This window comes from Amycolatopsis sp. 195334CR (assembly GCF_017309385.1).
Taxonomy (GTDB): domain Bacteria; phylum Actinomycetota; class Actinomycetes; order Mycobacteriales; family Pseudonocardiaceae; genus Amycolatopsis.
Window position 1 is genome coordinate 1,449,951 of record NZ_JAFJMJ010000001.1, and the last position, 24,066, is coordinate 1,474,016.

The window sequence follows — 24,066 nt, forward strand, 5'->3', positions numbered from 1 at the left end:
TCCTACTGAGCGGGGATCGCGGCGGCGTAGGCGTCGGCGCCGCTGAACACGTCCTGGCCGTAGGAGACCGATTCGTTGTAGGTGAGCACGGCCTTCCACCAGCCGTCCGGTTTGCTCAGGTCACCGCCGGACGAGCAGAGGTAGCGGGCGGCGGTCAACGCGGCGTCGTCGATGTTCTGCGGGTCGGGGGTGCCGCCGTCACCGGCCGCGCGGGCGGCGTGGCGCTGCCAGGTGGTGGGCAGGAACTGCATCGGGCCGACGGCGCGGTCCCACTGGGTGTCGCCGTCGAGCTTGCCGCCGTCGGTGTCCGGGATGGCCTTGACGCCGGGCGACCCGTCGAGCGGGATGCCGATGATCGGCTTGGTCACGCGGCCGTCGGGGCCCACCTCGGCACCCCCGAACCCGGCGTGCTGCGACTCGACGCGGCCGATGCCGGCCAGCATGGCCCAGGAGATGTGGCAGCCGGGTTGTTGCGAGCGCATCCACATCTCGGCCTTGCCGTACCCGGCGAGCACGCGTTCGGGCACCGAGGTCGCGCGGCCCACCCGTTGCGCCCAGGCGTCGAGCTCGGCCTGGTCGGAGGCGTTGAGGCGGTCCTCGGGGGCCGGGAGGGCGGCCTTGGGCACGGCCACCCCGGGCTGGGGACGCTGGTCGGGGACCGGCAGGGGCGGGGTGTTCTCGGGATCCCGTTGCTCGTTGCGGGTCACGCCGATGGTGAGCACGAGCACCAGCCCAGCCACGACCAGCGTCGCCACCAGCGCAAGCCGCGGCAGCAACCCACCGCGCCGAGGCCGCGGCGACCGAGGCAACGCCTCAACAGAGGAGGAGGGTTCGACCACCCGTTCAGGTTACGTGCCCCACCCCCACCGCGGCCCAGCAATGCTGCGAGTAGCCCCTCGTCCCCCACCCGAGCGATGTCACGAATGTGGCTTTCGAGACGCCAGATGCCTCGAAAGCCACATTCGTGACAGGACGCGCCCGAGCGGACGTGACCCGACCCGACCTGACATGACGCGACCCGAGCAGACGCGACCCGACCCGACCCGAGCAGACGCGACCCGAGCGGACGTGACGCAACCCGAACGGCGTTAACGCACCCCGAGCGGCCATCACGCAACCCGGCGACGACAACCGACCACCTACGAGCCCAGACCTCCCCATCCCCGATCCACAGCCCAAAACACGGCGAAGGCCTCGATGTCAAGGCATCTTTCCCGCCTTGACATCGAGGCCTTCGCCGTAGTCACACTAAAAATCGGGGTGGCCCCCCGCCCCGCCACACGTCACCGAGGCCAGAACCGACGCCACCCCTCCGCCTCCAACGTCAACGGCTCGATCCCCGCCGCCTTCGCCGCCACTTCCGCCGCCCGCACATCCGCCGCGAACCGCTTCGCGACCTCCCGAAGAGCGCCCTCCGGATCCACCCCGCCCCGCCGCGCCCCGGCGGCCAGCCGGAACAGCCTCTCCGCCTCACCGTCCCCCGCCGGGAACAGGTCGTACGGCAACCCGGCCCGCCCGGTCCGCTGCCCCAGCTTCCCCGCCAGCGCCACCGCAGGCTGCCCCAGCGCCACACCATCCACAATGGACTCCCGGCGCTTCTCGGTCTGCTTCAGCTCCTCCCACCGGACCTGCTGGTGCTCCGCGGTGTGGACCACCTCGTCCCCGGCGAACACGTGCGGGTGCCGCCCGACGAGCTTCGCCACCAGCTCCCCCGCGACGTCCTCGATGTCGAACGGGTCCTCCGCCGACTCCGCCGCCACGCGCGCGTGGAACAACACCTGCAGCAGCACGTCGCCGAGTTCCTCGCGCAGCGCCGCCCGGTCGCCGTCCTCGATGGCCTCCAGCAGTTCGTAGGTCTCCTCGACCAGGTACTGCCGCAGCGAATCGTGCGTCTGCGCGGCGTCCCACGGGCAACCACCCGGCGACCGCAGCTTGTCCATCACGGCCACCGCGTCCACCACCGCGGGCACCGGCACCGAGACCAGCGCCGCCCCCGCGCGCAGCAGGGCCGCCGCCCCCGGTTCCGCGCGATCCGCCACCACCAGCACCACGGAACCGGTGGTGCGCAACAGTTCCTCCGGCGCCGGAGCGGCTTTCGCGTCCAGCGCCACCCGGGTCACCTCGGGCAGGTCACCACCCGCGTAGACCACGTCGGCCGCCCGCAGCGCGGGCCACGCGGCGGCGGGCAGAACAGCGGGCAGTGCCGCGGGTGCCAGGATGACCGTCGCGCGCGAAGGGCTCATGGACGCAATGGTTGCACGGCCTTCGCCGGGAACTGGTAGCCCGTCGCCTCGTCGGCGTTCGGCAGCACCGACATGCTCGCCACGTCCCACACGCCGTACCGCGGGTTCACCCGCACGCCCAGCTCCTCCGCGATCGGCTGCAGCAGCCGCTTGCCGAGCTGATAGACCGCCTCCGAGTCCGGCGCGATCGGGGTCTGCGGCGCCGGGGTCGCGGTGTTGCGACCCTTGACCAGCGCCACCAGCCAGCCCGCCTGCTGCTGGCTCGGCTGCACCGCGACCACCGTGCCCGGCTTCGCGCCGAACAACGCGCTGCCCGGCAGCGCCTCGGCACCGCCCTGCTCGCCCTGGGTCGCGGCCACGCTCAGCGGCTGGTCCAGCACCCGGTAGTTCGACTCGCTGATCACCTCACCGGCCCGCTCCGGCTGCTCGGCGATCTTCTTCGCCAGCGCCAGCGCCTGGTCCTTCGCGGTCGAGCCCGGCGACTCCTCGGTGATCACCGTGCCGACCACGTCGACCGACAGCGTCCCCGCGTACTTCGCGCCCAGCTGCTGGGTCAGCAGGAAGTCGGAAACGAACTCGGGCACCCGGTCGGCCGAGGTGTTCACCCGCGGCGCGATGGCCGCGGCGCCGCCGCTGCGCTCGATGAGTTCGTTGACCTGCACCGGGTCCGCGCGCAGGCCTTCGCGCTGCGCGGCGATCGTGATCAGCTCGTGCTGGATGCGGCCGTCGACCACCATGCGGGCGTTCAGGTCGAGCTTGCGCTGCTGCTGCGCCTGCTGCGCGTCCGGCGAGTTGTCCAGCAGCCAGCCGATCTCCTGCTGCACCGCCTCCAGCGGCACCGACCGGTCCCCGACGATCGCGGCCGAGTCCACCTGGCTCGGCCCGGCACCGCAGCCGGCCAGCAGAACTCCCGTGGTCAGAACGGCGAACAGCGCCCGCGGGCGACCCATGATCCGCATCACAGCGCCTACCCTCTCACATCAGTTCACCGCTGGGGAACGACCGGTTCGTCAACCGACCGCGGCGGGCGCCTTCGCCAGCGACTCCAGCAGTTTGGTGCACCAGTCCAGCAGCGGTTCGTCACGCAGCGGCGGCGCGCCCATCCGCCCGCCCGCCGGGCCCTCGGTCGGCTTGGGCACCGACACGGTGTGCGTCACCGCCTTGTACATCGCCTTGGGGTACAAGCGCTTCAACCGCACCAGCTGCGAATCCGCCAGCGGCAGCGGGGCGAACCGGATGCTGTTGCCCTGGGTGGACACCTCGGTCACGCCCGCCGCGCGGCAGGCGTGCCGGAACCGCGCCACCGCCAGCAACCGGCCCACCGACGCGGGCGGCTGCCCGTACCGGTCGACCAGTTCCTCGCGGACCGCGTCCAGCGCCGCGCCGTCGGTGGCCGCGGCGATCTTGCGGTACGCCTCCAGCCGCAGCCGCTCGCCGGGCACGTAGTCGTGCGGGATGTGCGCGTCCACCGGCAGGTCCACCCGTACCTCGGCGGGTGCCTCGTCCTCCAGCGGCTCCGCGCCCGCGCTGCGGCGGAACACGTCCACCGCCTCGCCGACCAGCCGCACGTACAGGTCGAAGCCGACGCCCGCGATGTGGCCGGACTGCTCGGCGCCCAGGATGTTGCCCGCGCCGCGGATCTCCAGGTCCTTCATCGCGACCGCCATGCCCGCACCGAGCTCGGTGTTCTGCGCGATGGTGGCGAGCCGGTCGTGCGCGGTCTCGGTGAGCGGCGCCTCGGCCGGGTACAGGAAGTACGCGTACCCGCGCTCGCGCCCGCGGCCGACGCGCCCGCGCAACTGGTGCAGCTGGGCCAGGCCGAGCAGGTCGCCGCGCTCGACGATCAGCGTGTTCGCGTTGGAGATGTCCAGCCCGGTCTCGACGATCGTCGTGCACACCAGCACGTCGAACTCGCGCTCCCAGAACCCGGCGATGATCTTTTCGAGCTTCTCCTCGTTCATCTGCCCGTGCGCGGTGACCACCCGCGCCTCCGGCACCAGCTCGCGGATCCGCTTCGCCGCCTTCTCGATCGACGAAACCCGGTTGTGCACGTAGAACACCTGGCCGTCGCGCAGCAGTTCGCGGCGGATGGCGGCGCCGACCTGCTTGTCGTCGTAACCGCCGACGTAGGTCAGGATCGGGTGCCGGTCTTCCGGCGGGGTGAGGATGGTGGACATCTCGCGGATGCCGGCCAGCGACATCTCCAGCGTGCGCGGGATCGGCGTCGCCGACATGGTCAGCACGTCGACGTGCGTGCGCAGGGCCTTGATGTGCTCCTTGTGCTCGACGCCGAACCGCTGCTCCTCGTCCACGATCACCAGGCCGAGGTCCTTGTAGCGGATACCGGTCTGCAGCAGGCGGTGCGTGCCGATGACGATGTCCACCTCGCCCGCGGCCAGCCCTTCGAGCACCAGGTCCGACTCGGCCTTCGAGGTGAACCGCGACAGGCCCTTGATGGTCACCGGGAACGCCTGCATGCGCTCGGCGAAGGTGCTCAGGTGCTGCTGCGCGAGGAGCGTGGTCGGTACCAGCACGGCCACCTGCTTGCCGTCCTGCACCGCCTTGAACGCCGCCCGCACGGCGATCTCGGTCTTGCCGTAGCCGACGTCACCGCAGATCACCCGGTCCATCGGGACCCCGCGCTGCATGTCGGTCTTGACCTCGTCGATGGCGGCGAGCTGGTCGTTGGTCTCGGTGAACGGGAAGGCGTCCTCGAGCTCGCTCTGCCACGGCGTGTCCGGGCCGAAGGCGTGGCCGGGCGCGGCCTGGCGGGCGGCGTAGAGCTGGACCAGCTCGGCGGCGATCTCCTTGACCGCCTTCCGGGCCTTGACCTTGGTGTTCTTCCAGTCGGAGCCGCCGAGCTTGTTCAACGTGGGCAGCTCACCGCCGACGTAGCGCGAGACCTCGTCGAGCTGGTCGGTCGGCACGAACAACCGGTCGCCGGGGTGGCCGCGCTTGGACGAGGCGTACTCCAGCAGCAGGTACTCGCGGGTGGCGCCGGCCACCGTGCGCTGCACCATCTCCACGAACCGGCCGATGCCGTGCTGGTCGTGGACCACGTAGTCGCCCGCCTTGAGCGCGATCGGGTCGACCGCGTTGCGGCGCCGCGAGGGCATCTTGGTGTTGAGGTCCCTTGTGGACGTTCCGGCGCCGGCGCCGCGGCCGGTCAGGTCCGCCTCGCTGAGCACCACCAGCGCCTGCTCCGGCAGCACGAAGCCGTCGACCAGGCCACCGCAGGTGATCGTCACGAAGCCGGTCTCCGGCGCCTTCTCCAGCCGGTCCACCTGGCGCGCGGGCACCTCGGCGGCCCCGAGCTGCTCGGTCACCCGGCTGGCCGTGCCGTGCCCGGCGACCACCACCACCGCCGCGCCACCGGCCGCGGTGTGCGCGCGGAGGTCGGTGATCGCGCGCTCGAACTCCCCGCGGTAGGCGGGTGCGGCCTCGGCCGCGACGTGCACCACGTCCTCGCCCTCGGTGGTCAGCTGCGACAGCGTCCACCACGGGCGCTTGGTGTCCTGTGCGTGCGCGGCCACCTCGGAGAGGTCTCGGTAGGCGGAGGCGCCGAGGTCGATCGGCGCCGAGCCGCCGACGGCGGCCGTGGTCCACGAGGCTTCGAGGAACTCCTGTCCGGTGCGGACCAGGTCGTGCGCCCGCGCGCGGATCTTCTCCGGGTCGGCGAGCAGGACGTGGGTCCCGGCGGGCATCGCGTCGGTGAGCAGCTCCAGTTCGCCGGCGCACAGCACCGGGATGAGCGCTTCCATTCCCTCACAAGGGATCCCGTCGGCGAGCTTGGTGAGCATCTCGGCCAGCTGGGCGTCCGCGGCGTGGGTCTGCGCCAGCTCGGCGGCCCGCGCCTTGACCTCCGGGGTGAGCAGCAGCTCACGGCACGGCGGCGCGACCACGGCGGCGATCTCACCGGGCAGCGACCGCTGGTCCGACACCGCGAAGGCACGGATCTCGCTGACCTCGTCACCCCAGAACTCGACGCGGTGCGGGTGCTCGGCGGTCGGCGGGAAGACGTCCAGAATGCCGCCGCGCACGGCGAACTCCCCGCGCTTCTCCACCATGTCGACCCGGGTGTAGGCCAGCTCGACCAGGCGCGCGAGCACGCCCTCGAACTCCTGCTCCTCGCCCACGGTCAGCTCGACCGGGGCCAGCGTGCCCAGTCCGGGTGCCATCGGCTGGATCAGGCTGCGCACGGTGGCCACCACCACGCGCAGGCCGCCCTGGTCGGGGCCGTTGAGCCGGTGCAGCACCTCGAGGCGGCGGCCGACGGTGTCCGCGCGCGGCGAGAGCCGTTCGTGCGGGAGCGTCTCCCAGGACGGGAAGTCGACGACCGCGTCCGGGCCGAGCATCGCGGAGAGGGCGGAGGTCAGTTCGTCGGCCTCGCGGCCGGTGGCGGTGACCGCGAGCACCGGCCTGCCCGCCCCGCCCGGCGCGGCGAGCACGGCCGCGACCAGCTGCCGCGCCGCCGTCGGACCCTGCAGTTCGAGCAGCGGGGCACCGGCGCGCTCCAGCACGGGGCGCAGCGCGGAACCGGACAGGGTGGACTCGACGAGACCGGACAAAACGGCGTCGCTCACCGGAAACTTCCCCTCACCTGGTGCGTCCTGACCAGCCTACGTGCCCCGGACGACACTTTCGCGGCCGGTCACCACCGGGCATGCTGGGCGCCATGCCCGCACGAAAAGTCGGAATCGCGATGATCGGCGCACTGGTCGCCCTCACCTCGGCCTGCACGGACGCGCCGCCCGCACCCGAAGCCGCCACCCCAACGCCACCGCCGTCCAACGCCGCCCCCGCGGGCAAGGCGGGCAGCAGGGCGCTGAAGGTCGAGGAGGTCACCAGCGGCCTCACGCACGGCTGGGACATCGGCTTCCTGCCCGACGGCAAGGCGCTGGTCACCCAGCGGCCCGGCAAGATCGCGCTGGTCTCCGGGCTCCAGCCGGGCGCCACCGCGACCGAGGTGAAGGCCGACTTCGGCGACCTGTTCGTGGAGCACGAGAGCGGCCTGCTCGGCCTGGTCGTCCACCCCGACTTCGCGCAGTCGCGCGAGTTCACCACCTGCCAGAACTTCAAGCAGGGCGAGACGCCGACCGACGTCCGGCTGATCACCTGGACGCTGTCCGCCGACGGCGCCTCGGCGCAGCGCGTGCGGACCGTGCTCACCGGCATGCCGGTGAACCCGAACGGCAGGCACAGCGGCTGCCGCCCGACCATCGCCGAGGACGGCGCGCTGCTCGTCGGCACCGGTGACGCGGCCGACGACCCGGACGTGCCGCAGGACCGGACGAACCTCGGCGGCAAGGTGCTGCGGATCGACCTGAAGACCGGGGAGGGCCTGCCGGACAACCCGTTCACCTCCTCGGCGAACGCGAACGAGCGGCGCGTCTACACCTACGGCCACCGGAACGTGCAGGGCGTGGCCGTGCGCACCGGCACCGGGCAGGTTTTCGTCTCCGAGCACGGCCCGACGAACTTCGACGAGCTGAGCCTGGTCAAGGCGGGCGGCAACTACGGCTGGGACCCGTCGCAGGGCGGCACGGTGGACGAGTACGACGAAAGCGTGCCGATGACCGACCTGGAGCGGTTCCCGGACGCCGTGCCGCAGGCGTGGACCTCGGGCAAGACCACCGAGGCGCCGTCGGGCGCGGCCTTCCTGACCGGGCCGCAGTGGGGCGACCTGGACGGGCGGATGGTGCTGGCCGCGCTGCGCGGGCAGAAGCTGCTGGTGTTCACCATGGACGGTCCGGGCGCGGTGACCGACGTGTACCTGCCGCCGGAGTTCAACTCCGAGTTCGGCCGCCTGCGCGGCGTCCGCACCGGCCCGGACGGCGCCCTCTACGTCACCACCTCCACCGGCGACAACGACAAGCTCCTGCGGGTCACCCTGGCCTGAGCCCCGGCCATTGCTATGAGTGGGGCATTACTTGCGTTGAATGCAAGTAATGCCCCACTCATAGCATTCAGGAGCCGAGGTGGGCGCCGCCGTTGACGTGGAGCACCTGGCCGGTGATGTGGCCGGCGCCCGCCCCCGCCAGGAAGATGATCGCGTCGGCCACCTCGTCCGGCTGGCCGGCGCGCTGGTTGATCGCCACCGAGGTCCGGCTCTTCAGCCACTGCTCGTCCAGCGTGCCCTGGAAGAACTCGGTGTCCAGCACCACGCCCGGCGCGACGATGTTCGCCGTGGCGCCCGAGGTGCCCAGCTGCTTGGCCAGGTTGACGTTCCACGACTCCAGCGCCGCCTTCGCCGCGCCGTACGAACCGGAGCCCGCCTTCGCCGCGATCGAACCGATGGTCACCACCCGCGCCCGCTCGGCGAGCCGCGGCTGCAGCGCGGTGGTCACCAGCACCGCGGTCAGCACGTTCGCCTCGTAGTTCGCCCGCCAGGCGTCCGCCACCCCGGCCAGGTCGGTGGCCTTCTCCCGGATCCGGTCGGTGTTGCCGCCGGCGTTGTTCACCAGCACGTCCACGCGTTCCGGCAGTTCCGCCAGCGCCCGCTCGACCGCGGTGGCGTCCGCGGCGTCGAAGGCCACGTACTTCGCGCCGAGCAACGCGGCCGACTCGGCCAGCACGTCCTCGCGGCGCCCGGTGATCGTCACGCTCTCCCCCGCCGCGGCGAACTTCGCGGCCACGGCGTACCCGATCCCGGTACCACCGCCGGTGACGACGATTTCCCTGCTCTGCCCCATCGGTATTCCCCTAGCTCTCTGAGTAAGCGCTTTCAATGGCGGCGGCAGCAGCGACGATACCGGATCACCCCTACCCTGCGCCCATGATCTTTTCCCCGGCCACCACCGCACTGGTACTCGTCGACCTGCAGGCGCGCACCCTGGGCATGCTGCCGTGGCAGCCGTACCCCGGCGAGCGCGTGGCCGCCGTCGCACTCGAGGTGCGCGCGGCCTTCCACGCCGCGGGCGCGCCGGTTTTCGTGGTCCAGCACCACTATCCGGACGGCGACGGCGCCGAGTTGGTGTTCACCGTGGACGAGCGCGAAAAGCTGATCACCAAACGGACCGTCGGCGCCTTCCACCGCACCGGGCTCGACGAGGCACTGCGCGCGGCGAACGTGGAAACCGTCGTGTTCGCCGGGATCGCCACGAATTTCGGCGTGGAATCGAGCCTGCGCGCCGCACTCGACCTCGGTTACGAAGTGGTCGCCGTTTCCGACGCGATGACGTCGATCGACGCCGAAAGCCACGACGTGGCGGTGTCGAAGATCTTCCCGCACCTCGGCCGCGTGGTCACCGCCGCCGAACTGCTACGGGCTCAGCCGTAGCTTCGGCTTGTGCTCCAGGTGCGACAGCCCGTTCCAGGCGAGGTTGACCAGGTGCGCGGCCACCTCGTCCCGCTTCGGCTTGCGCGCGTCGAGCCACCACTGCCCGGTCAGCGCGACCATGCCCACCAGCGACTGCGCGTACAGCGCGGCGAGCTTGTCGTCGTACCCGCGCGCGGTGAACTGCTGGCCGAGGATGTGCTCGACCTGGCTGGCGATGTCGTTGAGCAGGGTGGAGAAGGTGCCGGTGGAACTGGCCACCGGGGAATCGCGGACCAGGATGCGGAACCCGTCGTGGGAGTCCTCGACGTAGGACAGCAGCGCGATCGCCGCCTGCTCCAGCATCACCCTCGGGTGCCCACCGTGCAAAGTGGACACCATGCGGTCCAGCAGCAGCTGGGTCTCGCGGTCCACCACCACCGCGTAAATGCCCTCTTTGCCGCCGAAGTGCTCGTACACCACGGGTTTCGAGACGTTGGCGCGATGCGCGATCTCCTCGATCGACGCGCCCTCGAAGCCCTTTTCGGCGAACAGGGCCCGCGCCACGTCCAGCAGTTGCTGGCGGCGTTCGGCCCCGGTCATCCGGACACGGGTCACCGGGGCGCTGGGACGCGCCCCGGTGATCACTTCACGTTTCCCCCGACGTTTGGCCGCCACCGGGGAAGCCTACCGTCCGGGGGTGAGCGTTATTTGGACTCCGTCGAAAGCCGGGCCAAACGCTGCGGGGTCGGCCACCGCACGCTGTGCGCCCAGCCGAGCTTTTCGAAGATCCAGATCAGCCGCGCGGAGATGTCGATCTGCCCGCGCTGCACGCCGTGGCGCGCCGAGGTCGGGTCGGCGTGGTGCAGGTTGTGCCACGACTCGCCGAAGCTGAAGATGGCCAGCGGCCAGAAGTTCGCCGACCGGTCGCGCGCGGTGAACGGGCGCTCACCGATCATGTGGCAGATCGAGTTGACCGACCAGGTCACGTGGTGCAGCACGCAGACGCGGACCAGCCCGGCCCAGAAGAACGCGGTCACCGCGCCCCAGAACGACCAGGTGATCAGGCCGCCGAGCAGGCCGGGACCGGCCAGGCTGACCAGGGTCCACAGGCCGAACTGGCGGTTCACCCGCGCGATGGCCGGGTCGTTGACCAGGTCCGGGGCGAAGCGCTCGGCGTTGGTCTGGTCGCGCTCGAACAGCCAGCCCATGTGCGCGTGCCAGAAGCCCTTCGCCACCGCCAGCGGGGTGGTGCCGAAGGCCCACGGCGAGTGCGGGTCGCCGTCGCGGTCGGAGAAGGCGTGGTGGCGGCGGTGGTCGGCGACCCAGGTGATCACCGGGCCCTGCAGCGCCATGCTGCCGGCGATGGCCAGCACCACCCGCAGCCACGGCTTCGCCTTGAACGAGCCGTGGGTGAAGTAGCGGTGGTAGGAGACGGTGATCCCCAGCCCGCTGATGCAGTAGAAGAGCACGAAGAGCCCGACGTCCACCCAGCTGAGGCCCCACCCCCAGGCGAAGGGAACCGCGACCAGCAGCGCCAGCAGGGGCAGGATCACCCCGAGGTAGACCGAGAACTGGATGGGAAAGGACCGCTGGCCGCTGAGGACCGGTTTGGGGCCTTTCGCCGCTGGGGAATCGCCAGAGGGGGAACGGTCAAGGGTGGCCGTCATACACGTCACTTCTTCCTACGGTGGAACCCTCATCACCAAGGGTGTCCTTACCTACGATGCCGTAAGTTACGGTACCGGAAGTTGTGCTCACTGGGGAGAGTCCAATGGCGTGTGACAGTGCCCACCAGGCATGATCGCGCGCGAGGCCAACCCGTGTGGCCCGGCCTGGTCCGGGCTGTCTATCCTGACCAGGCACGATCCGCCGTAGTGTAATTGGCAGCACTTCAGATTTTGGTTCTGACAGTTCAGGTTCGAATCCTGGCGGCGGAGCACGCGCGCCCGATCGGAGACAGCCGAGGGGGTTGAAACCACTGCACGACGACGTGAGTGAGCCCAGACAGCAGGCCCGGCGCCCGGCGCTGATCGAGATGTCGGACGCCTGGCTGGTCGGCCGTGCCCGCGAACTCATCGCCACCGTGCAGCGCAGCGACTACGCCGAGCAGGTCGCCATCATCGAGACCCTCGACGAGCTGCTGGGGGAGACCCAGCGCCGCGGTGAGCCGATCCTGGTCGCCCAGCTGCTCCGGTCGGTCTGCCTGGCCAAGCTGGTCACCAAGGGCATGGCCGCCGACGCCGAGCCCACGCTCGACGAGATGCTCGCGCACACCCGCAGGCACGGACTGGCCCTGCTGCGGGCCGACGCGCACGCCCTGCGCGGACGGCGCATGGTGATGGCCGAGCAGGAGGACGCGGCGCTCACCGAGATCGCCAGGGCACTGGCCATCCTGGACGACTCCGCCACCCCGGACGTGCAGCTCGGCCGCCGCGCCTGGGACAAGCTGCTCGCCAGCGCGCTGATCGACTGCTGGGTGGTGCTCAACCAGCTGGGCGTCTACGAGGCCGCCGAGGAGGTCATCTCCCGCGCGCACCAGGCCGTCCGCGACAGCGCCGGCCCGCACGAGATCACCCTGCAGCTGATCAACCGGGTCAAGATGATGCTCGGCTGGGGCCTGCGGCTCGAACGCGTCGGCAGCTACGACGAGGCGGTGGAGAAGTTCCGCACCGCGGCGTCGATGGCGGTGGCCGCCGAGGCGCCGTTCGCCGAGTCCCTGTTCCCGCGCAAGAGCGGGGTCCCGGCGATCGACCAGGTCGGCGTGCTGGCCGCGGCGCTCGCGCTGTCCTCGCCCGAGGCTGCCCACCTCGACCGCCTGCGCGGCCTGCTCACCGAGCCCGGCTACCCGCACGAGCAGGTCCTCGTGACCATCGCGCTGGCCAGGTGCCTCGACCACATCGGCCGCCGCGACGAGGCGCTGGAGGTGCTGAACGCGGCCCGCGCGGGTGCCGCCGAGGACACGTCCAACCCGTCGATGCGACTGAACCTGGTGCGCGAGCTGGCGAAGCTGGAGACGCACCAGAACGAGGACCTGGCCAAGGAGTCGGACAGCCCGGCCTCGGCCCCCACGCTGCTGCTGAACTACGCGGGCGCGCTGGAGGCCGAGCTGTGGACGCTGCGCGAGTCGCAGATCGCCACGCTCACCGCGCGCCGCGAGCACGAGCGGCTGACCGCCGAGCACGGCGAGATGACCCAGCAGGCGCTGCAGGACCCGCTCACCGGCCTGCCCAACCGCCGCGCGCTCGACGAGCGGCTGCGCGCGCTGGCTTCGTCGGCAACGTCACACCCGCTCGCCGTCGCGCTGGTCGACCTCGACGGGTTCAAGGGCGTCAACGACCGGCATTCGCACGCGGAGGGTGACGACGTGCTGCGCGTGGTCGCCAGCACGCTGCGGGACGCCCTGCGTGGTGACGACATCGTCGCGCGCTACGGCGGGGACGAGTTCATCGTGCTGCTGCCCGGCGCCCCGGTCTCCGCGGCGACGCAGGCGCTCAGCCGCGCTGTGACGGCCGTCGCGTCCCTCCCGCACCACCTGTCGCACGGGGTAACCCTCTCGGTCGGTCTTGTCTCGATCCGCGCGCAGGAACGCGCCGAGCAGGTGCTCTCCCGCGCCGATGCCGCCATGTACCAGGCAAAACGCCGGGGCGGGAACCAGGTCGCCTCGGCCTATCTGGAAGCCGGCGAGTCCGCCGCGGACTGGCCGGGCGAGCCCGCCGACACCGACCCGGCGTGGGGACTGCGAGAGCACACGTAGGATCGGGCCCCGGCGGAAACGCACACGAGGAACGCTAGGAGCGTTGTGACCGGGCCTTTGACAACCCTGATCCTCGCCGCGGGCGAGGGCACCCGCATGCGGTCGACCACCCCGAAGGTGCTGCACCCGATCGCCGGGCGGCCGCTCGTCGAGCACGCGGTGCGCGCGGCGGCCGGGCTCGACCCGGAGCACCTCGTCGTGGTCGTCGGCCACGGCCGGGACGCGGTCGGCGGGCACCTGGACGAGGTGGCCAAGCTGCTCGGCCGCCCGGTCGGCACGGCGGTGCAGGAGGCGCAGAACGGCACCGGGCACGCGGTCTCGTGCGCGCTGGCCACGCTGCCCCCGCAGCTCACCGGCACGGTGGTGGTCAGCTACGGCGACGTGCCGCTGCTCGACACCGAGACGCTGGGCGCGCTGCTCGCCGAGCACACCGAGACCGGCAACGCGGTCACCGTGCTGACCTCGGTGGTCACCGACCCGACCGGCTACGGCCGGATCGTGCGCGACGCACAGGGCGCGGTCACCGCGATCGTCGAGCAGAAGGACGCCGACGAGGCGCAGCTGGCGATCACCGAGATCAACTCGGGCGTGTACGCCTTCGACGCGGCCGTGCTGGCCGACGGCCTGTCCCGGCTGTCCACCGACAACGCGCAGGGCGAGCTGTACCTGACCGACGTGCTGGGCATCGCCCGCGGCGACGGCCGGGCGGTCGGCGCGCTGGTGGCCGGGGACCCGTGGCTGACCGAGGGCGTGAACGACCGGGTGCAGCTGTCGGTGCTGGGTGCCGAGCTGAACCGCCGGATCGTGCGCCGCTGGCAGCGGGCCGGGGTGACCGTGGTCGACCCGGCCACCACCTGGCTCGACGCCGGGGTGGTGCTGGCCCAGGACGTGCGCATCGAGCCGGGGGTGCAGCTCAAGGGCGCCACCACGGTCGGCGAGGGCGCGACCGTCGGCCCGGACACCACGCTGACCGACGTCGAGGTCGGTGCCGGCGCCAAGGTGGTCCGCACGCACGGTTCGGAGTCGGTGCTCGGCGAGAACGTCAGCGTCGGCCCGTTCGCCTACCTGCGGCCCGGTACCCGGCTCGGGGACAAGGGCAAGATCGGCACCTTCGTCGAGACCAAGAACGCCGACATCGGCAAGGGCACCAAGGTGCCGCACCTGAGCTACGTCGGCGACGCCACCATCGGCGAGCAGAGCAACATCGGCGCGGCCAGCGTCTTCGTCAACTACGACGGCGTCAACAAGCACCACACCACGATCGGCTCCCACGTCCGGATGGGCTCGGACAACATGTACGTCGCTCCGGTGACCGTCGGCGACGGCGCCGCTAGCGGCGCGGGTGCGGTGATCCGCCGGGACGTCCCGCCCGGCGCGCTGGCGGTTTCCGGGGGACCGCAGCGCAACATCGAAGGCTGGGTGGCCCGGAAGCGACCGGGCACTCCCGCGGCGGAGGCGGCCGAGGCGGCACTCGCCCGAAACGAAGTGGAAAACGACGGGGAGTCGCAGAAATGAGCCCGAAGTCCGGTACACCGAAGAAGAACCTGATGCTCTTCTCCGGCCGCGCCCACCCAGAACTGGCCGAAGAGGTGGCCAAGCACCTCAACATCACCATCACTCCCCAGACCGCGCACAACTTCGCCAACGGCGAGATCTTCGTCCGGTTCCAGGAGTCGGTGCGCGGGTGTGACGCCTTCGTGCTGCAGAGCCACCCGCAGCCGATCAACGAGTGGGTGATGGAGCAGCTGATCATGGTGGACGCGCTCAAGCGCGCCAGCGCCAAGCGCATCACCGTGATCATGCCGTTCTACCCGTACGCGCGGCAGGACAAGAAGCACAAGGGCCGCGAGCCGATCTCGGCGCGGCTGATCGCGGACCTGTTCAAGACGGCGGGGGCCGACCGGATCATGACGGTCGACCTGCACACCGCGCAGATCCAGGGCTTCTTCGACGGGCCGGTCGACCACCTGCTCGCGCAGAGCGTGCTGGCCGACCACATCAACAACACCTACGCCGAGCACGAGATCACCGTGGTGTCGCCGGACTCGGGCCGCGTGCGCCTGGCGGAGAAGTGGGCCGAGCAGCTCGGCAACAAGCCGATCGCCTTCATCCACAAGACCCGGGACCCGGACAAGCCCAACCAGGCGGTGGCCAACCGCGTGGTCGGCAAGGTCGAGGGCAGGCTGTGCGTGCTGATCGACGACATGATCGACACCGGTGGCACGATCGTGAAGGCGACGGAGGCCCTGCTCAACGAAGGCGCCTCGGACGTGGTGATCGCCTCGACCCACGGAATCCTCTCGGACCCGGCGACCGACCGCCTGTCGAACTGCAAGGCACGCGAGGTCATCCTGACCAACACGCTGCCCATCCCCGAGGAGAAGCGCTTCCCCGGCCTCACGGTCCTCTCGATCGCCCCCCTGCTGGCCCGCGCCATCCAGCAGGTCTTCGAAGACGGCTCGGTCACCAGCCTGTTCGACGGCCAGGCCTGACCCCCACGGCCCAGGACACGAATGTGGCTTTCGGGGCGGATTTCGCTGTGAAAGCCACATTCGTGTCCCCAGGTGCCGTGAACGCCACATTCACGGCACTAAAGAATCGGGGTGGCGGCCCAAAAGCTAACCACCCAAAGACGCGAACTCCGCCTCGATCTTCTGCTTGATCGCCCCCACGTCCACCGCCGCGATCGCCTCGCCCGTTGCCGACGGCATCGACGTGACCTGGTAGGACGCCGTCCGGTTCGGCACGCTGAACCGGACCGTGCAAGGCACATCCACCACCGAGTTGGGCGCCGCCGTGGCTTCCGCGGTACAGGTCTGGCTCCCCAGCCCCGGCGCGCTCACCTCCGCCTTCGCCAGGATGCGCACCCCGGACACCCGCCCGTCCGCCCCGGTAACCGAATTGCGCACCTTGATGTTCGACGTACAGGACCCGCTCGTCGCGCACTGGAGATCGTTGCCGTCCACCAGCACCACCAGCTCGGCCGCGTAGTCGAAGGCCTGCGCGAACGCGTCCACCGCCCCGCCGAGCCCGTTCTTGAACTGCGCCAACGCGTCTCCGGTGAGCCCGCCGGGGCTGACCACGGTGCCCGCGCCGAACGCCTTGCCCGTGCCATCGACCAGCCCGGCGTCGAACGACACCACCCGGTGCGGTTTGGCCGCGGTGATCTGCAGCTTGCCCTTGGGCAGCGCGAGCTCGTAGACCTCGGTGCCGTCCGCGAGCCGCGTCTTCACCGGGTCGGCGAGCTGGTCCAGACCGAGCGAAGCGTCGTAGAGCGCGTTGCGGATCTCGCGCGGGGTGAGCACCTGGCTCGCTCGCAGCGGCAGGTCCGAGTCCTCGACGAACATCCAGCGCTTGCCGTACTCCTCGGCCTGCCCGTCGTCCACGCCCTGGGTCTTCCAGTACGCGGGCGGCGCGGACAGGTACGGCTTGCCGTCCGCCTCGACCAGGTTCACCACCTGCCCGCCGACGCCGACCGCGCCGTAGGTGGTGCCGTTCTTGGTCACGCTCAACGCGAGGTCGACCAGTTCACCGGCGTCGTTGCGCAACTGGCTCCGGTAGGCGATGGCCTCCTGCTCGGCGAGGTCGTCGACGGCGGCCTTGACCGCGTCGCGCTGTGCGGTACGGGCGTCGGCCTTCGCCTGGTCCGCCGCGGCGGGACCGGCCGCGCCGATGGTGGACACTTCGCAGCCGGCCAGCACCAGCGCTGCCCCGGCGGCGAGCACGGCGAACCCCCGCACCCGGCTCCTCCCCATGACGGCCCTCGCTTTCGTTTCGCCTGACGAAATGTACTCATCCGACGCCACCGTTGGATAACGGTTCCCGCTCCCCCGCCGCCAAGCCACCGGACCGGCTTGCTCTACACTGTGCGGGTTGTCTCGGCGAGGCGGACTCCACGAGCACCCGGTGGTGTCCGACGTGATCGACGCGGCGGCTTGAGTCGCCACGCGTCCAGGTCACGTCGTGGGATTCGCCGCCGGCGCAGCCGAGATGGTCCCCAGACCTCACCACCTGTTTTTGACGAAGATTTGTAAGGAGTGCTTCACCGTGTCCGAGGTACGTCTGTCCGTCGAACCGCGCACCGAGTTCGGCAAGGGCGCCGCGCGTCGCACGCGGCGCGCCGGCAAGATCCCCGCGGTTCTCTATGGTCACGGCTCGGACCCGCGGCACCTGTCGCTGCCGGCCATCGAGTTCGCCCGCGTCGTCCGTGAGAACGGCACCAACGCCGTGATCACCCTGGACGTGGACAGCTCCAGCGAGCTGGCCCTGACCAAGACCATCGTGGTCCACCCGCTGAAGAACTACATCGAGCACGTCGACCTGCTCGTGGTCAAGCGCGGCGAGAAGGTCACCGTGGACGTGCCGGTGGTCGTCACCGGCGACGCCGCCCCGGGCACCCTGGTCTCCCAGGACCTGGACACGCTGACCGTCGAGGTCGAGGCGCTGCACATCCCCGACCAGTTCGAGGTCTCCGTCGAGGGCCTCGAGGCAGGCACCCAGATCCTCGCCTCCCAGGTCGAGCTGCCCCAGGGCGCCGAGCTGGTGACCGACGGCGAGTACCTGGTCGTCGCGGTGAACGAGGCCCCGAACGAGGCGGCCATGGAGAGCCAGGTCGACGCGGACGGCGCCGGGGTGGTCGAGGACCAGCCCGAGTCCACCGAGGAGTAATTCCCTCGTGGAAACCGACCTGCCCGGGGCCGGCGAGCAGATCGTGCTCGCCGGCCTCGGCAATCCGGGCCCCCGGTACGCGGGCAACCGGCACAACGCCGGTTTCCTGGTGCTGGACGAACTGGCCGCGCGCATGGGCGGCAAGTTCAAGGCGCACAAGACCGGCGGCGAGGTGCTCGAAGGCCGCCTCGCCGGGCGACGGGTGGCGCTGGTCAAGCCCCGCTCGTTCATGAACCTCTCCGGCGGTCCGGTCGCCGGTGCCGCGCGCTTCTTCAAGGTCGGCGCGGACGGCGTAGTCGTCGTGCACGACGAACTCGACCTGCCCTACGGCGCGCTGAAGCTCAAGTTCGGCGGCGGCGACAACGGGCACAACGGCCTTCGCTCGATCACCAAGTCCCTGGGCACCAAGGACTACTTCCGGGTCCGCTTCGGCGTCGACCGCCCGCCCGGCCGGATGGACCCGGCGGACTACGTGCTCAAGGACTTCTCCACGGTGGAGCGCAAGGAACTCGCGCTGAACCTCGACCGCTGCGCCGACGCCGTCGAAGCGCTGGTCGCCAACGGCCTCCTGGCTGCTCAGAACGCCTTCCACGCCGGCTGATCGGCTGTGACCTGTGCCTCGGCGGTAAGGGTGACGATCGACACCCTCAGTACCCGATTGCTCACCCAAAGGCGTGGGCTCCCGCCCCTGTTCGAGTAGCAGGGCTTCCGCGTGCCGCCTCCGGCGCACTAGGACGGATAGGGGACGTAACCGAAACCCTAGGGAGACCCCTCATGTCCTTGAGCGCCGATGACGCCCGGAGCACTGCCTTCGGGAACGCCCCGATCGGCCGCCGCGGTTACGCCAAGAACGAGGTGGACGACTTCGTTCAGCGGATCGCCGCGACCCTCGACGGGCAGGACGACCTGACCGCCGCCGAGGTGCACCACGTGGTGTTCGGCAAGCCGCTGATCGGGAAGCGCGGGTACGACGAGCGCGAGGTCGACGAGTTCCTCGACACCGCGGAGGAGGCGCTGCTGTCCCACTTCGGCGCCGACTGGCGGGCGCACCAGGTGCCCGCCGCGCGCGAAGCCGCGCAGGCCACGGATGCTCCTTTTGCCCGCTCGGCCCCGGCCGACCAGTACCTGGAGCGATGATGACCATCTCCGGAGCGGACGCGCTGACCATCCAGTTCCACCGGGCGCCGATCGGCACGCGGGGCTACAGCGAGGCGGACGTGGACAAGTTCCTCGACCGGGTCGCCAAAACCCTCGACGGCGAGGACCACCTGACCGCCGCGCAGGTGCACGAGGTGTCGTTCGGCAGGCCCGCGCTCGGGAAGCGGGGCTACGACCAGCAGGAGGTCGACGCCTTCCTTCGCCAGGTGGAGAGCACGCTGGCCGCCCGGGAAGGCTGGACCCCGCACGCGACGAACGCCATCATCGCCCCGGCGCTGGAGCACAGCCACTGCCGCAAGTCCCTGTGGCGCCGAGTCCGCCGCTGAACGCTATGAATGGGGCATTACTTGCATTCAACGCTAGTAATGCCCCATTCATAGCATTGGTCAGCGGCCCGCCTGCTCGATCTGGTCGGCGTACCGGGAAGCGGTGGCCGCGCGCTTGACCTTGCCCGACGGGGTTTTCGGCAGGCTCCCGGCGGGCAGCACCACCACGGCGAACGGGCGCACGTCCACCGCGTCGCGGACGCGGCCGGCGACCTCCTTGGCCAGCCGCCGTTCCTCGGCCTCGTCACCGGACAGTTTGGACTCCAGCACCACGGCGAACCGCTCGCGCCTGCTGCCCGCGTCGATCCGGACCGCGACCGCGTTGCCCAGCCGCACGCCGTCGACCGAGGTGGCCGCGCGCTCGATGTCGGTCGGGTAGATGTTCCGGCCGCCCATGATGATCACGTCCTTGCGGCGGCCGCAGATGACGATCTGACCGTCCACCAGGTACCCGAGGTCGCCGGTGTCGATCCAGCCCTCGGCGTCCTGTGTCTCCAAAGGACCGTCCACAGTGAAGTACCCCGGCGTGACCGCGGGCCCGCGCAGGCGGATTTCGCCGACCTCGCGCTCGCCGAGCACCTTGCCGGAGTCGTCGGCGATCTGCGCTTCGAGGCCGTCGAGCGGGCGGCCGAGCACGGCGAACGAGCGCACCTCCTCGGTCCCGCGCCGCGGGTCGTCCTCGGGCACCGGCACCGCGCGGTTGTGCGCCTCCAGCGCCTCGGCCTCCACCACGTCCAGCGTCAGCCCGGTGAACAGCGGCGCGAACGACACCGCGAGCGTCGCCTCCGCCATGCCGTAGGCCGGGAACACGCACTCCGGCGGCATCTTGAACCGCGCCCCGGCGTCCACAAAGGTCTGCACGGCGGTCTCGTCGATCGGCTCGGCGCCGTTCAGCGCGATCCGCAGCTTGGACAGGTCGAAGTCCTCATCGGCGCGCGCCATCCGCTTGCCGACCACCGCGTAGGCGAAGTTCGGCGCGGCGGTGGTGGTGCCGCCGTACTTGGTGATCAGCCGCGGCCAGATCAGCGGCCCGGTGAGGAACTCGACCGGGGTGATCTTGACCAGCTCCACGCCGAAGGTCATCGGCACGGTGAGGAAGCCGACCATGCCCATGTCGTGGAAGGTGGGCAGCCACGAGACCATCACGTCGGTGCCGAAGTCGAACTCGGCGCGCTCGACCATCGCCTTGACGTTGGTGTACAGGTTGCCGTGGGTGATCCGCACGGCCTTCGGCTCGGCGGTGGAGCCGCTGGTCAGCTGGAGCAGCGCGAGGTCGTCCTCGCCGACCGGCACCGGCTCGGTGATCGGTTCGCCCGCGTCCAGCTCGGTGATCGCGTGGAAGGCGATGCCGTGCTCGGTGAGCACCGGCGCCAGCTGGTCGAACGGCTCGCCGAGCAGCACCAGCTCCGAGCCGATCATGCGCAGCACGCGCAGCGTGTCCTCGGCCCATTCGGCGAGGTCGGTGCGCGGGGTCGGCTGGTGCAGCATGGTCACGCTGCCCCCGGCCAGCCAGACGGCCTGCACGGTGGGCGCGATCAGCGAGGGCGCGGCGGCCAGCACGGCGACCGCGCTGCCCGGCTCCAGCCCGCGGTGGATGAGCTCGCCCGCGAAGCGCTTCGCCTGCTCGTGGACCTCCGCCCAGGTGCGGCGAACCGGTTCCTTCGGCTCCCCAGTGACCATGCCCCGCTGCTGACCGCCCCCGGCCGCGGTGGCGACCAGGGTGTCCACGAACCGACTCATGGGCTCACTTTAGAGGGACGCGCTCCGCCGAGCGCCCCGGAGGTCTCGGCGCGGATGTCACGAATGTGGCTTTCGAGACGCGTACCGTCCCGAAAGCCACGTTCGTGACATCGCGGCTGGGCTACTCGATCGCTTCGGAGGTTTCCAGCCAGCGCTGCTCGACCTCGTCCTTTTCCGCCTGCACGGTCTTCAGCTGGGCGTTCAGGTCCATCAGCTTCGCCGGGTCGGTGGCCGCTTCGAGCAGCTGCGCGTGCAGCTTCTGCTCCCTGTCGTGCAACTGGTCCAGCTTGCGCTCCAGCCGCGACAGCTCCTTGCCGAGCGCCCGAACCTCGGCCGAGGACAGCTTCGGCGCCTCATCGACCGGCGCCGGCTTCTTGGCCACGGGCCGTTGCTCGGCGGCGGCCGCGGCCAGGCGCCGCGTCAGGTACTCCTCGATGCCGCCGGGCAGGTGCGTGATGCGCCCGTCGCCGAACAGCGCGTAGACCGCGTCGCAGACCCGTTCGGTCAGGTACCGGTCGTGCGAGACGACCACCATGGTGCCCGGCCACGAGTCGAGCAGGTCCTCCAGCTGCTGCAGGGTGTCGATGTCCAGGTCGTTCGTCGGCTCGTCGAGCAGCAGCACGTTCGGCTCGGCCATCAGCAGGCGGACCAGCTGCAGCCGCCGCCGCTCGCCGCCGGAGAGGTCCTCGACCGGCGTCCACTGCCGCGCCGGCGGGAAGCCCAGCTTCTCGGCCAGCTGCGACGCGGACAGCTCGTGCTTGCCCAGCACCACGCGCCCGGCGACCTGCTCGACCGCCTCCAGCACGCGGAGGTGCCCCGGCAGGTCCTCGAGTTCCTGCGTCAGGTGCGCCAGGCTGACCGTCTTGCCCTGGATCCGGCGGCCCCCGGCCAGCTCGGTCTCCCCCGCCAGCGCCTTGAGCAAGGTGGTCTTGCCGGAGCCGTTCACCCCGACCAGGCCGATCCGGTCCCCCGGGCCGATCCGCCAGGTCACGTTGTCCAGCAACGCTTTCTCCCCGGCGGCCAGGGTCACGTCCTCCAGCTCGACCACGGTCTTGCCCAGCCGCCGCCGGGCGAAGCTCATCAGCTCGACGGAATCCCGCGGCGGTGGCACGTCGGAGATCAGCGCCTCGGCGGCTTCGATCCGGTAGCGCGGCTTGGACGTGCGCGCCTTCGCCCCGCGCTGCAACCAGGCGAGTTCCTTGCGCGCCAGGTTCTGCCGCTTCTCCTCCAGCGTCGCGGCCAGCCGCGCGCGTTCGGCCCGCGCGAAAACCCAGTCGGCGTAACCACCTTCGTACTGCTCGACCCGCCCGCCGACGACCTCCCAGGTCCGGCCGCAGACGGTGTCCAGGAACCAGCGGTCGTGCGTGACCACCACCAGCGCGGTCTTCCGCGCGAGCAGGTGGTCGGCCAGCCAGCGCACGCCTTCGACGTCGAGGTGGTTGGTCGGCTCGTCGAGCACGACCAGGTCCAGTTCGCCGACCAGCGCGGCGGCCAGTGCCACCCGGCGGCGTTCCCCACCGGACAGCGTGGCGGTCGGGTTGTCCAGGCCCAGCGCGGTGATCCCCAGACCCTCCACAATGGACCGCACGCGGGCGTCGGCGGCCCATTCGTGGTCGGCGTCGTAGGCGGCCAGCGCGGCGTCGCGCACGGTCTCGCCGACCAGTTCGGTGCGCTGGGTGACCACGGCCATCCGCAGCCCGCGCACCTGGCTGACCCGGCCGCTGTCCGGTTCCGCGATGCCGGTGAGCACTTCGAGCAGGGTGGTCTTGCCACCGCCGTTGAGCCCGACGACGCCGATGCGCTCGCCCTCGCCGACACCGAGCGAGACGGCGTCCAGCAGCGGGCGGACGCCGTAGGACTTGGAGACCGATTCGAGGTTGACCAGGTTGACCATTACGCGTGCACCTGCGGCGGGACGGGACGGGGATCGGTGTCGCCGCCGACCGTCCTGGCGCCGGGCACCGGCCCGTGCGCCACGCGCACGGTGCGGCAGACCCCGGCCCCGGACAGCTCGGCCGCGACTTCGAGCGCGGATTCGGCGTCCTCGCAGAGGAACGCGCAGGTCGGGCCGGAACCGGAGACCGTGCCCGCCAGCGCACCGGCGTTCACCCCGGCCCGCAGCGTGCGGCGCAGGCCAGGGCGCAGCGAGACGGCCGCGGCCTGAAGATCGTTGCCCAGCAAGAGGGCCAGCTGCCTCGGATCACCGGAGGCGAGCGCTTCGACCACCGGGGCGTGCGAGCCGATCCTCGGTGGATCGCCCTCCTCGCGCAGCCGGTCGAGTTCGCTGAACACCCTCGGGGTGGACAGGCCCTTCTGGTCGAACGCGAGCACCCAGTGGAAGGTGTGGCGCGAGAGCACGGGCACCAGGCGCTCCCCGCGGCCGGTACCGAGCGCGGTGCCGCCGTAGAGCGCGAACGGCACGTCGCTGCCGAGCTTCGCGGCGACCTCGGCGAGTTCGTCGCGGGTGATCTCCAGCTTCCACAGCGAGGCCAGCCCGACCAGGGTGGCCGCCGCGTCGGCGCTGCCACCGGCCATGCCGCCGGCCACCGGGATGCCCTTGCGCAGCACCACCCGGATCTTCGGCTCGCTCTCCGCGCGGCCCACGTGCGCGGCCAGCGCCTGCACCGCGCGCCAGGCCAGGTTGTTCGCCCCGGTGGGCACGGACTTCTCGCCCTCGCCGTACACCTCGACGCCGGGGTCCTCGGTCACCGCCACGGTCACCTCGTCGGCCAGCGACAACGCCTGGAACACGGTCACCAGCTCGTGGAAACCGTCCTCGCGCAGGTCACCGACCGCCAGGTGCAGGTTGATCTTCGACGGCACCCGGACGGTGACTGGAGGCGGGACGACAGCGAGCACGGGGTCAAGCCTACGTGGCGGCAAAAAAGTCGTGCGTGCGTAGTGCCGTTCCGGCCCCGC

20 protein-coding genes and 1 tRNA gene are annotated in these 24,066 nt (G+C 71.0%); 10 read left to right on the forward strand and 11 right to left on the reverse strand.

What is annotated here, in order from left to right; translation table 11 throughout:
• Nucleotides 1-2: 2 nt before the first annotated feature.
• The 4 genes from JYK18_RS07060 to mfd form a co-directional block, all read right to left on the reverse strand.
• A complete protein-coding gene (locus JYK18_RS07060) occupies nt 3-839 on the reverse strand; it encodes a murein transglycosylase (RefSeq protein ID WP_374194995.1) in 837 nt (278 codons plus the stop codon).
• A gap of 444 nt (nt 840-1,283) precedes the next feature.
• Nucleotides 1,284-2,243 (reverse strand): MazG family protein, encoded by a 960-nt coding sequence (locus JYK18_RS07065; RefSeq protein ID WP_206801340.1) that lies wholly within the window; start codon nt 2,241-2,243, stop codon nt 1,284-1,286.
• Nucleotides 2,240-3,202: a hypothetical protein gene (locus JYK18_RS07070; protein WP_242578992.1), complete on the reverse strand. Its 963-nt coding sequence runs from the start codon at nt 3,200-3,202 to the stop codon at nt 2,240-2,242. Before JYK18_RS07070 ends, JYK18_RS07065 begins: the two co-directional genes overlap by 4 nt.
• Nucleotides 3,203-3,253: 51 nt before the next feature.
• Nucleotides 3,254-6,826 (reverse strand): transcription-repair coupling factor, encoded by a 3,573-nt coding sequence (mfd, locus tag JYK18_RS07075; RefSeq protein ID WP_374194996.1) that lies wholly within the window; start codon nt 6,824-6,826, stop codon nt 3,254-3,256.
• Nucleotides 6,827-6,918: 92 nt separating this feature from the next.
• Between mfd and JYK18_RS07080 the strand changes: the two genes are divergently transcribed.
• The gene (locus tag JYK18_RS07080; RefSeq protein ID WP_206801342.1) at nt 6,919-8,142 is read left to right on the forward strand and encodes a sorbosone dehydrogenase family protein; all 1,224 of its coding nucleotides are present in this window, start codon (nt 6,919-6,921) and stop codon (nt 8,140-8,142) included.
• A gap of 67 nt (nt 8,143-8,209) precedes the next feature.
• Here JYK18_RS07080 and JYK18_RS07085 read toward each other — a convergent pair whose 3' ends face one another.
• On the reverse strand, nt 8,210-8,935 hold the full coding sequence (locus tag JYK18_RS07085) for an SDR family NAD(P)-dependent oxidoreductase (RefSeq protein ID WP_206801343.1): 726 nt from the start codon (nt 8,933-8,935) through the stop codon (nt 8,210-8,212).
• A gap of 83 nt (nt 8,936-9,018) precedes the next feature.
• On the opposite strand from JYK18_RS07085, the gene JYK18_RS07090 reads away from it, so the two are divergent.
• Entirely contained in the window at nt 9,019-9,522 is a 504-nt protein-coding gene (locus JYK18_RS07090) for a cysteine hydrolase family protein (protein WP_206801344.1), read from the forward strand.
• Here JYK18_RS07090 and JYK18_RS07095 read toward each other — a convergent pair.
• Both JYK18_RS07095 and JYK18_RS07100 read right to left on the reverse strand, forming a co-directional pair.
• Entirely contained in the window at nt 9,505-10,101 is a 597-nt protein-coding gene (locus JYK18_RS07095) for a TetR/AcrR family transcriptional regulator (RefSeq protein ID WP_206804064.1), read from the reverse strand. The genes JYK18_RS07090 and JYK18_RS07095 overlap by 18 nt on opposite strands.
• A 104-nt stretch (nt 10,102-10,205) precedes the next feature.
• On the reverse strand, nt 10,206-11,168 hold the full coding sequence (locus tag JYK18_RS07100; RefSeq protein WP_206801345.1) for an acyl-CoA desaturase: 963 nt from the start codon (nt 11,166-11,168) through the stop codon (nt 10,206-10,208).
• Nucleotides 11,169-11,366: 198 nt separating this feature from the next.
• Here JYK18_RS07100 and JYK18_RS07105 point away from each other — a divergent pair.
• The 4 genes from JYK18_RS07105 (at nt 11,367) to JYK18_RS07120 (ending at nt 15,747) form a co-directional block, all read left to right on the forward strand.
• Nucleotides 11,367-11,438 (forward strand) — tRNA-Gln (locus tag JYK18_RS07105).
• A gap of 98 nt (nt 11,439-11,536) precedes the next feature.
• On the forward strand, nt 11,537-13,255 hold the full coding sequence (locus JYK18_RS07110) for a diguanylate cyclase (protein ID WP_206804065.1): 1,719 nt from the start codon (nt 11,537-11,539) through the stop codon (nt 13,253-13,255).
• A gap of 45 nt (nt 13,256-13,300) precedes the next feature.
• Nucleotides 13,301-14,770, forward strand: coding sequence for a bifunctional UDP-N-acetylglucosamine diphosphorylase/glucosamine-1-phosphate N-acetyltransferase GlmU (gene glmU, locus JYK18_RS07115; RefSeq protein ID WP_206801346.1), 1,470 nt, complete (start codon nt 13,301-13,303; stop codon nt 14,768-14,770).
• A complete protein-coding gene (locus tag JYK18_RS07120; protein WP_206801347.1) occupies nt 14,767-15,747 on the forward strand; it encodes a ribose-phosphate diphosphokinase in 981 nt (326 codons plus the stop codon). The genes glmU and JYK18_RS07120 overlap by 4 nt, the downstream gene beginning before the upstream one ends.
• A 126-nt stretch (nt 15,748-15,873) precedes the next feature.
• Here the strand turns inward: JYK18_RS07120 and JYK18_RS07125 are convergent, their stop codons facing one another.
• On the reverse strand, nt 15,874-17,010 hold the full coding sequence (locus tag JYK18_RS07125; RefSeq protein ID WP_206801348.1) for a hypothetical protein: 1,137 nt from the start codon (nt 17,008-17,010) through the stop codon (nt 15,874-15,876).
• Between the two features lie 292 nt (nt 17,011-17,302).
• Here JYK18_RS07125 and JYK18_RS07130 point away from each other — a divergent pair, with 292 nt between their 5' ends.
• The 4 genes from JYK18_RS07130 (at nt 17,303) to JYK18_RS07145 (ending at nt 19,407) form a co-directional block, all read left to right on the forward strand.
• Nucleotides 17,303-17,923 carry a 50S ribosomal protein L25/general stress protein Ctc gene (locus JYK18_RS07130; RefSeq protein WP_206801349.1) on the forward strand — a complete coding sequence of 207 codons (621 nt, stop codon included), beginning with the start codon at nt 17,303-17,305 and terminating at the stop codon, nt 17,921-17,923.
• A 7-nt stretch (nt 17,924-17,930) separates the two neighbouring features.
• Nucleotides 17,931-18,524, forward strand: a complete 594-nt coding sequence (gene pth / locus JYK18_RS07135; protein WP_206801350.1) for an aminoacyl-tRNA hydrolase — start codon at nt 17,931-17,933, stop codon at nt 18,522-18,524.
• Nucleotides 18,525-18,697: 173 nt separating this feature from the next.
• A complete protein-coding gene (locus JYK18_RS07140; RefSeq protein ID WP_206801351.1) occupies nt 18,698-19,060 on the forward strand; it encodes a DivIVA domain-containing protein in 363 nt (120 codons plus the stop codon).
• Nucleotides 19,060-19,407 (forward strand): DivIVA domain-containing protein, encoded by a 348-nt coding sequence (locus tag JYK18_RS07145; protein WP_206801352.1) that lies wholly within the window; start codon nt 19,060-19,062, stop codon nt 19,405-19,407. Before JYK18_RS07140 ends, JYK18_RS07145 begins: the two co-directional genes overlap by 1 nt.
• A 60-nt stretch (nt 19,408-19,467) precedes the next feature.
• On the opposite strand, the gene JYK18_RS07150 is transcribed toward JYK18_RS07145, so the two are convergent.
• The 3 genes from JYK18_RS07150 to JYK18_RS07160 all read right to left on the reverse strand — a co-directional run bounded on the left by JYK18_RS07150 (nt 19,468) and on the right by JYK18_RS07160 (nt 24,006).
• The gene (locus tag JYK18_RS07150; protein ID WP_206801353.1) at nt 19,468-21,147 is read right to left on the reverse strand and encodes a fatty acyl-AMP ligase; all 1,680 of its coding nucleotides are present in this window, start codon (nt 21,145-21,147) and stop codon (nt 19,468-19,470) included.
• Between the two features lie 121 nt (nt 21,148-21,268).
• Nucleotides 21,269-23,041: an ABC-F family ATP-binding cassette domain-containing protein gene (locus JYK18_RS07155; protein WP_206801354.1), complete on the reverse strand. Its 1,773-nt coding sequence runs from the start codon at nt 23,039-23,041 to the stop codon at nt 21,269-21,271.
• Nucleotides 23,041-24,006 carry a 4-(cytidine 5'-diphospho)-2-C-methyl-D-erythritol kinase gene (locus JYK18_RS07160; RefSeq protein ID WP_206801355.1) on the reverse strand — a complete coding sequence of 322 codons (966 nt, stop codon included), beginning with the start codon at nt 24,004-24,006 and terminating at the stop codon, nt 23,041-23,043. The genes JYK18_RS07155 and JYK18_RS07160 overlap by 1 nt, the downstream gene beginning before the upstream one ends.
• Nucleotides 24,007-24,066 lie beyond the last annotated feature (60 nt).